This window comes from Acinetobacter colistiniresistens (genome assembly GCF_000413935.1).
GTDB lineage: Bacteria > Pseudomonadota > Gammaproteobacteria > Pseudomonadales > Moraxellaceae > Acinetobacter > Acinetobacter colistiniresistens.
Map to the genome: position 1 here is coordinate 440775 of NZ_KE340379.1, position 10430 is coordinate 451204.

Annotated in this window: 8 protein-coding genes; 5 read left to right on the top strand and 3 right to left on the bottom strand. The window is 40.9% G+C overall.

The window, feature by feature from the left end:
* Nucleotides 1-126: 126 nt before the first annotated feature.
* Nucleotides 127-777 carry a class I SAM-dependent methyltransferase gene (locus tag F907_RS11395; RefSeq protein WP_016651848.1) on the top strand — a complete coding sequence of 217 codons (651 nt, stop codon included), beginning with the start codon at nucleotides 127-129 and terminating at the stop codon, nucleotides 775-777.
* Between the two features lie 47 nt (nucleotides 778-824).
* Here F907_RS11395 and F907_RS11390 read toward each other — a convergent pair whose 3' ends face one another.
* Complete coding sequence (locus F907_RS11390) at nucleotides 825-1724, bottom strand: alpha/beta hydrolase (RefSeq protein WP_016651849.1); 900 nt, start codon at nucleotides 1722-1724, stop codon at nucleotides 825-827.
* A gap of 20 nt (nucleotides 1725-1744) precedes the next feature.
* The gene (locus tag F907_RS11385; protein ID WP_016651850.1) at nucleotides 1745-2344 is read right to left on the bottom strand and encodes a Crp/Fnr family transcriptional regulator; all 600 of its coding nucleotides are present in this window, start codon (nucleotides 2342-2344) and stop codon (nucleotides 1745-1747) included.
* 333 nt (nucleotides 2345-2677) lie between these two features.
* Between F907_RS11385 and F907_RS11380 the strand changes: the two genes are divergently transcribed.
* Complete coding sequence (locus F907_RS11380; protein ID WP_005243109.1) at nucleotides 2678-2905, top strand: hypothetical protein; 228 nt, start codon at nucleotides 2678-2680, stop codon at nucleotides 2903-2905.
* Between the two features lie 195 nt (nucleotides 2906-3100).
* Here F907_RS11380 and F907_RS11375 read toward each other — a convergent pair whose 3' ends face one another.
* Nucleotides 3101-3334 (bottom strand): hypothetical protein, encoded by a 234-nt coding sequence (locus tag F907_RS11375; protein WP_005243107.1) that lies wholly within the window; start codon nucleotides 3332-3334, stop codon nucleotides 3101-3103.
* A 291-nt stretch (nucleotides 3335-3625) separates the two neighbouring features.
* Between F907_RS11375 and F907_RS11370 the strand changes: the two genes are divergently transcribed.
* From F907_RS11370 to F907_RS11360, 3 genes are all read left to right on the top strand, one after another.
* Nucleotides 3626-4237 carry a LexA family protein gene (locus F907_RS11370; protein WP_016651851.1) on the top strand — a complete coding sequence of 204 codons (612 nt, stop codon included), beginning with the start codon at nucleotides 3626-3628 and terminating at the stop codon, nucleotides 4235-4237.
* A gap of 4 nt (nucleotides 4238-4241) precedes the next feature.
* Complete coding sequence (locus F907_RS11365; RefSeq protein WP_016651852.1) at nucleotides 4242-5540, top strand: Y-family DNA polymerase; 1299 nt, start codon at nucleotides 4242-4244, stop codon at nucleotides 5538-5540.
* 733 nt (nucleotides 5541-6273) lie between these two features.
* Nucleotides 6274-10430 (top strand): ESPR-type extended signal peptide-containing protein (locus tag F907_RS11360; protein ID WP_016651853.1); only part of this gene is annotated, 4157 nt, incomplete at its 3' end.

Genomic DNA, 10430 nt, shown 5'->3' on the forward strand with positions numbered 1-10430 from the left:
GTCTTGGGACAATTGATTGCATTGCCACCGTTCCCTCCATGTAAGTGGGATAATCATGAAACAAGAGGCGAATTACTTGATGTGAATGTCTTACTTGTAGGGTGAAGTTATTGCAAAGGAACTCAAATGAGCAAAAATTATTGGGAAGAGGTATATCAATCTAAACAAGCCGATCAGGTTAGCTGGTATCAGCAATATGATCATAAAACACTAGAACTGATCCGATCTCAGAATCTATTACCTGATGTAAAACTTATTGATGTTGGAAGTGGGGCATCTCTATTAATTGATCAGCTGATCGAGGCAGGCTATAAAAATATACATGTGCTTGATTTATCCGAAACAGCATTGAAGACAACGCAAGCAAGATTAATTGAGAAGAATTTGGATAGCAGCCAAATTCATTGGCTCGTTGCAGATGTTTGTACAGTTGGTCTGGCTGCTCAGTTTTTCGATGTATGGCATGATCGGGCTGTATTTCATTTTATGGTGACAGAAGAGCAACAAGCGCAATATCTAAAAAATGTACGGCATGCCTTGAAGCCAAGCGGATTGATGATTCTGTCTACGTTTGCCGAAGATGGCCCAACACAATGTAGTGGTTTACCAGTAGAGCGCTATAATGTTGAAAAGTTAGCGCAGAGACTTGGTGGCAATTTTAGTTTATTGCATCAGGCGCTTGAAACACATATTACCCCTTGGGGCGCAGAACAAAAATTTCTAAATACTATATGGCAGTTTAAAGGCCAAAATTATACTGAGGATAGTCCGAGTTGATCAGCCGCAGGCATTTATTTATAAGCACGCTGGGTTAACGTCTTTGCTCAACTGTGGTCTAGCCATTGACCTGCCTCTTGTAAGGCCTGTCTACTTTCGGGAACAAATGGAATTTGTGGCCATGCATGCCACATTCCTGTCCAAATTGATAAGGTGATTGAAACATTGGCAGCCTCCGCTCTTTTTGCAAATTCACGACTATCATCAAGCAATACTTCTCGTGAACCAACCTGTACCAGTAACGGCGGAAGACCAGTAAAATCGGCATATAACGGTGACAATAATGGATCATTCCGAATATGGTCTCTGGCATAATGCCGCGCAAAATCCCGTTCTAAAAAATAAGTCCCCAAAAAAGGATCTCGTTTGTCTTGTCTGGTATGACTCAATGAAGTTAAGGTTAGATCTAACCATGGAGATTGTAAGTAGATTTTTTTAGGCAGGTTGAGCTGTTTGTCTTTTAGTAGAATACCCAACGCTAAGGCTAGGTTCCCACCTGCGGAGTCACCCGCAAGTAAAATTTCATGCGCTGGAAATCTATCGGATAAGCTTTGCCATGCGCATAAAACGTCTTCTAGGGCAGCGGGGTAGGGATGTTCTGGGGCTAAACGATAATCGGGTAAATAGGCAAATTCCGCTTTGGAAAGCTTACACAGTGTTCCGACATAGGCACGATAACTGTGAGGGCTGCCAATGACGAAACCACCGCCATGAATATAAAATAAAATACGACCTTTGACTTTATTCGTCGATTGATTATGTATGCTGAGAATAGGCAAGTTTTCGATATGACTATTTTCAAATTTCAATTGACTAGGTATCGGAGCCATGCGAGTACCTTGTTCGAAGATTCTCCGCATCAATTTAGTATTATTGGGATGCAATAATAGTAATTTCTTTTGCCAACCAAATAATTTGATTGCGGCATACGCCCGTAAACTCACCATAGTTTAAAGTTCCAAATCGATTAGTCCGAAAATTTCTTTTTGATCCGTGATAATGATTCTGCTTCTATCCCTAAATAAGAGGCCAGATGATATTGAGCCACTTGGTCGACAATCCACGGCTCATTCGATAATACCCAGTGATATCGCTGTTCGGCATTGGCTGTGAGCAACATTGCTTCTCGTTGTTCATTGCGTATAAATAATTCTTTTGCGACTCGACCAATGAACAGTTCAACTTCTGTTGGATATTTTTCTCTGAGTGACTCAATCAGCTCAAGCGGGATTTTATATAGTCGGACATCGCCTAATGCCTGAATACTAAAAGGAAGCGTTTGATGAGTTAAGTAGGCACTTAATGAACCAATAAGCTGACCTTGGGTAAAGAAGGCTTTATTTCGTTCTTTACCATCTAACATCGTATAGTAGTAGCGAACCATCCCAGAAGTAATGATGCTGAATCCATCGACATTCTGACCTGCATATGCAATTAGCTCTCCATCACTAAGCTCATGATATTCAAGGCGATGAATGATATGATTCAGTAATTCCTGATTGGAGATAAGGTATTTGAAAATGGTATTACTCACAATTTCAATATCTTGATGTTTTTGTGTCGTCATAGTTGGTCTAGTGCTGGAATTCTGATGCGCTCATTTTGATCTGAGCATCTTGTAAATGGCTGAAAATTTCATTGATAAATGTTAAGTGGCGTATTGATTTTTCGATATTGAACCAAGCAGCCTGATGAATCATTTTGATACGTTTTTCAGTGAACTGTAACTGCTTGGTTAATTAAATATTAACGAAATTTATAATTTAAAAGTCAATTTCAATAATTTAGCGATTTAAAAAATAAAAAGATAATACTTATAACTCTTGTTACAACCATTTAGTCGACAATTTATTGAAAGTTTCCCATAGTCCTATGAACTGTACATATTGGGAGAACTGTTATGGATAAGATTACAGTCATCGTCAAGGACCAAGAAGAAAACGAATCGATTGTCGTTGCACAGCTCAATGATTTAGAAGACCAAGATATTCCTTTTTTTAAACGGGTTGAACATATTGAAGTAGAAGGAAATATCATTTTTCCAAATATTGATTTATTGTTTGAAAGCAATGCAGATGGAAAAATATATAGATTGGTTGCACCTGTGAATGATAAAAGATTTATTTGAACTTAATCCTATTATTCAATGCGATAAAAAGCCCCACTTATGCTAAATGCCTAAGTGGGTTTTTTATTTGGATCATTTAAGAAACACTTGGAAAATACATTTAGCGCGGGAGAAAAATGCTAAAGAGCTTGCGGATTTATTGTCGTTATACAAGCGCTTTATATCGCTAGCGTCATATGCAATTTATCAATGTTGTCACGAGTGAATAGGATTCAAGCCTTTAACAATATCATTAAATGCCGAACCATTGAGCCAAAAAGATTTCTTTAGAAAAAGGGTGGTCATAATACTCTCTGCTGCTTCACTATTTTGGTTGTCGCAAAATAGTCCATAGCTCTCACCTAGCACAGTGTTGTTCTCGATCAGGCGAATAAAGAAAGCATGTTGTTCGTCAGCATAACCCAGAATAGCATCACGTTGATTGTTCATTTTTCATGTCTCCACATCAAAAATATTTGAATAAAACCTAACTGCTGAAAGATCAAATATATTAGTGAATTAGATCAATAACTTAACAGTTTAATATTTCATTAAATACGATAAGTTATTAATTTAAAACATTAATTTTGGTTTGTCCTACATCCGTGTCTAAATGAAACAAGTCAAAATCTGATCTATGGAATTTATTGTTATGCAAAATTTATTGTACGTCAACTTGAATTTGTAACTTTTTCAAGTTAAATTATTTGCAAGTATTTTAAACTTGGGTAAGGGGGAGTTATGTCTAAAAAAACTGAATTTGAGCATGGCGGTGCCAGAAGCAATGCGGGGCGTAAGGCACAATTCAGCGAGCCAACCAAAGTGATTCGTGTTCCTGAGTCCCAAGTTGATTTCATCAAAAACTGGTTACTGAATAATGTCAAAACCGATGCGCGTACAGATTTAACCACTTCGATGAAAATCCAAAATGTGCAGGCTAAGAATGATCGAATTTATCATATTCCGCTGGTAACGGAACGCGTTGCTGCCGGTTTTCCGTCGCCTGCCCAAGACCATGTTGAACAAGCACTCGATTTAAATGAATTTTTAATTCGTAACGAAAATTCGACTTTTATTGTCAAAGCCAATTCGCTGTCAATGTTGGATGCAGGGATTGATATTGATGATCCGCTGGTGGTAGATCGAAGCCTTGCTGCCAAGTCGGGAGATATTGTGATTGCCTTGATTGACAATGATTTTACTGTCAAACGGTTGATGGTTGACCGTCACTTTAGTCCACCCAAAGTCTGGTTGAAAGCCGAAAACCCTGATTATCAAAATATTTATATTACAGAGGGGCAAGAGCTACTGATCTGGGGCGTTGTGACCTATAACTTAAAGCCAATGAGGTAACTCAATGAGTCTACCACAACGTATTTTTGCTTTGATTGATGTGAATAACTGCTATGTCAGTTGCGAGCGTGTGTTTAATCCAAAGCTGGAAAATCGTCCTGTGGTCGTTCTGTCAAATAACGATGGCTGTGTGGTTTCTCGTTCCTATGAAGCGAAGCAGCTCGGCATTCGAATGGCAGTTCCTTTTTTTCAGATTGAAGAGATTATTGATCAGCATCAAGTACAGGTTTTTTCCAGTAATTATGCTTTGTATGCGGAAATGTCACGCCGTTTCATGAATATCTTAGGGAGTTTTGTAGATCCGTGCGAACAGGAAGTGTATTCGATTGATGAGTGCTTTTTAGAGTTGACAGCTTATCAACACAGTTACGATTTAACTCAATACGCTCATCAGATTTTGGATACCGTCAAAAGCTGGTTAGGGCTACCATGCTGTATCGGGATCGGTTATTCCAAAACCCAAGCCAAACTTGCCAATCATTTAGCCAAAAGTCATAGCTGTTTTAACAGTGTGTGTAATATCGTGGCTGAAGACCCGTGCGTGATTGAAGACTTGTTACAGCAGATACCGGCAGGCGAAGTGTGGGGCGTTGGGCGGAAGATTCGACAGCGCTTAGAAAAAATGAATATTTGTTCGGTGATGGACCTGGTTCAAGCTGATCCGAAAATGTTGGGCAAGTATTTTTCTGTAGTGATGGAAAATACCGTCAAAGAATTACAGGGCGTGGCCTGTTTAGAGATTGAGGATGTGGTGAGTGATCGGCGGCAAGTGTTAAGTAGTCGCTCATTTGGTCAGTCGATACAAGATAAAAGTGACTTAAGCGGCGCACTCACTGAATTTAGTTTACGTGCAGTTGAACGGCTGAGACAGCAAAAATTACTGTGCAAAGCCATTGGGGTCAGTATTCGAACCAATCGTTTTAACAAAGATCAATATTATCGACCTTATACGGTGGTCTATCTATCTGACTATAGCGATGACCGTTTAGAGATTATCAAGGCAGTACAGCAGGGACTTGACCGTATTTATCAAGCTGGACATCGTTATAAAAAAGCAGAAGTGATTTTGTTGGATATTATTCCACAATACAGTCATGCCGTTGATTTATTCCATGATACTGATGAAGTGATTACTCGACGTAAGCTTTCCGTGGCCTTTGATGATATTAATGAAAAGTTTGGACGGGATACCATGAAGTTGGGACGCTTAATTACCCCCAATGGGCGTGCATGGCAAATGACACAAAAGCATAAATCACCGAGTTATTTGACTCAATGGGATCAGGTTTTAAAAGTCGGGTAAAGCTTATATTTATCGTAAATAATAATTAAACCCTTATTTCCTGATGGCGAGGTGCATGGTGAATCATTGAGCATGGTCACATTTTTACATTAAAAATCATAGCTGATAACGTGAACTGATGTTTTCAGATCAATAGATTGCCTCCTCATTTCAACATTTTTTGGAAAGTTTAATGTGGCGATGGCGACTTCTGTTGAACGAAATAGGAATAATGATCAGCTGATTCAAACAGTTTTAGGTTTGGCTATTTTTAATAATTAATATAAAAAAATCAAAGATATATTTTTTTTATTGAAGAGATTGATCGCATGAGTTACCTTCATTTTTTAAAATTTGGACTGTGGCTGTTTGTTCAATAGATAAGTCATTTTTTATACATGTGCATACATTAAATTTATCCTATATTTTGATAACGAGTTGGGAATAAAGGCAGCTAAATGGCCTTATTTGTTAAAAAGAAAAGGGGGAGACTTAGTCGGAATTTTATTGTAAATAACAGCACAATTTTTCATAAGGTGTCTAATAAAAAACAATTAAATATTTGTTTATTATATTATTTTTGTTTTTACTGATGAGACCTAAAACACATAAAAAAAATCATATGTGATTTACTGTGCAAAATTATTGCGCTATGATCCTTGAAAAAATAGGTTAGATTTCAAACAAAAAACAAGTATGTATAAGAATTATCTATTAATTCGGGATATATACGTTTACATATCGGGAAGTAATAATGAATAAAGTTTATAAAGTTATATGGAATGCAACCTTAGGAGTATGGGTTGCTGTTTCAGAAGTCGCAAAAAGTAAGATAAAAACACACACTGCTAAAGTTTTGCTGAATCCTAAGGGACTAAGGAACCCAAAAACAAAGAACCTCCTGTTTTTTAATATAATCAGACGATCAGTACTCAATACAGCAGTTGTAACAGCATTGTTCGGTTTTGTTCCAGCAACATGGGCGGCTGAAAATTGTTTTACCAATACTAATAATCCGACACAAACTACAGATGGTATTGGTAACGTTAGTGGTGATTGTACCGCGGGGGCGAATGCTGGGATTACGATCAGTGCTAACCAAGATGGAAATTTTCCTGCTGGAACCAATGAAGGGATTGTCTTACGCGCTAAACCATCAGGTGTAGGGACCAATGGAGCATATGTTAGTTTGTTTCAAGGGTTTGCCAATACTACCAATCAGTCAACCATCAGGATTGGCGACTCTAATGCAACGGGCGGAAACAGTACCTTTAATGTGTTTACCAATAAAATTGCTATGGGTACATCAACAACAGCGGCTAATGGCAACTCATCTCAGGCAATTGGTGCTGGAGCGACAGTCGGTACTGGGGCAACTAATGGAACAGCGATTGGTACAACTGCAACGGTAAATAATAATGCGACTGATGCTATTGCAATCGGTACAAACTCAACTGCATCGAGTGCGAATTCACTTGCTGTTGGTAATACTGCCAGTGCAACAAATACTGGTACAATAGCTCTTGGTAATAATGCTAATACTGGCGGTAGTGGTACAGAGACCTTAAATAATATTGCCATTGGTAGTAATGCGAAGAATGGTAATGTGGCTAGCGGTAATCCGGCAGGTACAGGTGGTCAGATTGCTTTAGGTTCAGGTGCAACAACGACGACTTTTGCACAAGTTGCGATTGGGGTGGGTGCTGACGCCGGTGGTAATAATTATAGTATTGCAATAGGTGGTGGTGCCAAAGTTACTGCAAATAGTGGTGTTGCTGTTGGTGGTGTTGCTATGGGGCGTAATACACAAGCAGGGTCGTTTGCAACGGCAATTGGTCCTGGTGCCCAAGCTACCGCAACCAACTCATCTGCTTTGGGTAATGGCGCGACATCAGGTGCAAATAATGCGACTGCCTTAGGTAATGGCGCAAATGCAAGTGTTGCCGATAGTGTAGCCCTTGGTTCGGGTTCAACAACGACTGCACCAACAGGTACAGGCTATCTTACCAACTCTGCAGCCCCAACATCGGTTGTTTCAGTAGGCACAGCTTCAAATCTTAGAAGAATTCAAAATCTAGCAGATGGTGCGGCAGATCAAGATGCCGTTACGATTGCTCAGTTAAAAGCCCAGAAAGTACTCACTGATAAGCAGGGAACAGATACAGCTGCGGCCTTAGGTGGTGGATCTAGCTATAATGCAACAACAGGTGCAGTGACTGCGCCTTCATATAATGTTGGAGGAACCACCGTTACAGGTGTGAATGCTGCCCTAACCAATATTGATGGTCGTACAACTACAAATACGACCAATATCAGCAATCTTCAGAATCAGACATTTAAGCTTCAGTCGAATGGCGATACAGCCACTGCTGTGAAATCGTCAGATACGGTTCAGTTTCTGAATGGCAGTAATGTTGCAATTACCCGCAGTGGTAATAATATTACCGTCGGTACCCAGCCACAGGTCAATTTTGACAAGGTGACGGTGGGTAATGTTGTGGTGGACAAGACGACCAATAAGATTACGGGTGTTGAGAATGGCAATGTTGCATCGAACTCCAAGGAAGTAGTGAATGGCGGTCAACTGTTTACGACCAACCAGAATGTGACCACAGCACAGAATACAGCCAATACAGCCACCAGTAAGGCAGATACAGCTCAGGCGACAGCAGACAAGGGGCTGAACTTCAGTGTCAATGGTGGTACAGCCGACAACGTTAAGCTTGGGGAAACGGTCAATTTTGCAGACGGTACCAACACCAAGGCAGTGTATGATGCTGCGACCAATACTTATAAATACAACATTGTGGATGCTCCAGTATTTGCTGGTCAGGTCAAGGCCAATGGTTTTGATGCCAATGGTCAGAAAATTGTGAATGTTGCAGATGGTACAGTTGCAGCGAATTCTAAGGATGCAGTGAATGGGGGACAGCTATTCACAACCAACCAGAAGGTTGATCAGAACACTACCAACATCGGTCAGAACACAACAAATATCAGTAATCTTCAGAATCAAACGTTTAAGCTTCAGGCGAATGGAGATACAGCGAGTGCTGTGAAATCCTCAGATACAGTTCAGTTTCTGAATGGCAGTAATGTTGCGATTACCCGCAGTGGTAATAATATTACGGTCGGTACCCAGCCACAGGTCAGTTTTGACAAGGTGACTGTAGGCAGTGTAGTGGTTGATAAAGCGACCAATACGATCAATGGTTTAAGCAACAAGACTTGGAATGGTACAGCAGTCTCAGGTCAAGCAGCGACTGAAGACCAATTGGCAATCGTTGATGGTAAATTGGGTAACTTGGATGATGCAGCAGTTAAATACGATGACCCAACGACCAAAGACAAAGTGACTTTAGGTGGAGCAGGTTCAACCACACCAGTGACTTTGACTAATGTTAAAGCGGGTGCGGTGAATTCAAGCTCAACCGATGCAATCAACGGCAGCCAATTGCACGGTGTCGCGGATAGCGTGAAGAATGCGATTGGTGGTGCAACCACGATTGATGCAACTACAGGTGCGATCACGACCAGCAACATCGGTGGCACAGGTTCGAACACCATTGATGGTGCAATCACCAGCGTTAAAGCGACAGCAGACAAAGGTATTAACTTTGGTGGCACGACAGGCAAGAACAACTATGCGCTGGGTAGTGATATCAATGTTAAAGGTGATAGCAACATTACTAGTACCACAGTTGCAGGTGGTGTACAGCTTGGCTTAGGTGACACACTGAATGTTAAAGATGCAATCAATGTGGGCAGTGGTACAAGCAAAATCAAGATTGATGGCACGACCAATACGATTAATGGTTTAAGCAATAAGACTTGGAATGGTACAGCAGTCTCAGGTCAGGCAGCGACAGAAGATCAATTGCAAGCGGTCAGTGATGCACAAAAAGCAACAGATGATGCAGCGGTTAAATACGATGATCCAACGACCAAAGACAAAGTGACTTTAGGTGGAGCAGGTTCAACCACACCAGTAACCTTGACTAACGTTAAAGCGGGTGCGGTGAATGCTACTTCAACCGATGCAATCAATGGCAGTCAGTTACACGGTGTTGCAGATAGCGTGAAGAATGCAATTGGTGGTGCAACTACGATTGATGCAACTACAGGTGCAATCACCACCAGTAACATTGGTGGCACAGGTTCGAACACCATTGATGGTGCAATCACCAGCGTTAAAGATGCTGCAACTAAAGCGAAAACAACTGTTACAGCGGGTGATAACGTTGTTGTGACCCCAACGACCAATGCTGATGGCTCAAGCAACTATCAAGTCGCGACAGCAAAAGACGTGAACTTCGATAAAGTGACTGTAGGCAGTGTGGTGGTTGATAAAGCGACCAATACGATTAACGGTTTAAGCAACAAGACTTGGAACGGTACAGCAGTCTCAGGCCAAGCAGCGACAGAAGATCAATTGCAAGCGGTCAGTGATGCACAAAAAGCAACAGATGATGCAGCAGTTAAATACGACAACCCATTAACCAAAGACAAAGTGACTTTAGGTGGAGCAGGTTCTACTACGCCAGTGACGTTGACTAACGTTAAAGCGGGTGCGGTAAATTCAAGCTCAACTGATGCAATCAATGGCAGCCAGTTACACGGTGTCGCGGATAGCGTGAAGAATGCGATTGGTGGCGCAACCACGATTGATGCAACCACAGGTGCGATCACCACCAGTAACATTGGTGGAACAGGTTCGAACACCATTGATGGTGCGATCACCAGCGTTAAAGCGACAACGGACAAAGGTATCAACTTTGGTGGCACGACAGGCAAGAACAACTATGCGCTGGGTAGTGATATCAATGTTAAAGGTGATAGCAACATTACCAGTACCACAGTTGCAGGTGGTGTACAGCTTGGCTTAGGTGACACACTGAATGTTAAAGATGC

What these genes read in the sequence shown, in the direction of transcription:
- F907_RS11390 (WP_016651849.1), bottom strand. Translation starts at nt 1,724, where the DNA reads ATGGTGAGTTTACGGGCGTATGCCGCAATCAAATTATTTGGTTGGCAA.
- F907_RS11380 (WP_005243109.1), top strand. Translation starts at nt 2,678, where the DNA reads ATGGATAAGATTACAGTCATCGTCAAGGACCAAGAAGAAAACGAATCG.
- F907_RS11385 (WP_016651850.1), bottom strand. Translation starts at nt 2,344, where the DNA reads ATGACGACACAAAAACATCAAGATATTGAAATTGTGAGTAATACCATT.
- F907_RS11375 (WP_005243107.1), bottom strand. Translation starts at nt 3,334, where the DNA reads ATGAACAATCAACGTGATGCTATTCTGGGTTATGCTGACGAACAACAT.
- F907_RS11365 (WP_016651852.1), top strand. Translation starts at nt 4,242, where the DNA reads ATGAGTCTACCACAACGTATTTTTGCTTTGATTGATGTGAATAACTGC.
- F907_RS11370 (WP_016651851.1), top strand. Translation starts at nt 3,626, where the DNA reads ATGTCTAAAAAAACTGAATTTGAGCATGGCGGTGCCAGAAGCAATGCG.
- F907_RS11395 (WP_016651848.1), top strand. Translation starts at nt 127, where the DNA reads ATGAGCAAAAATTATTGGGAAGAGGTATATCAATCTAAACAAGCCGAT.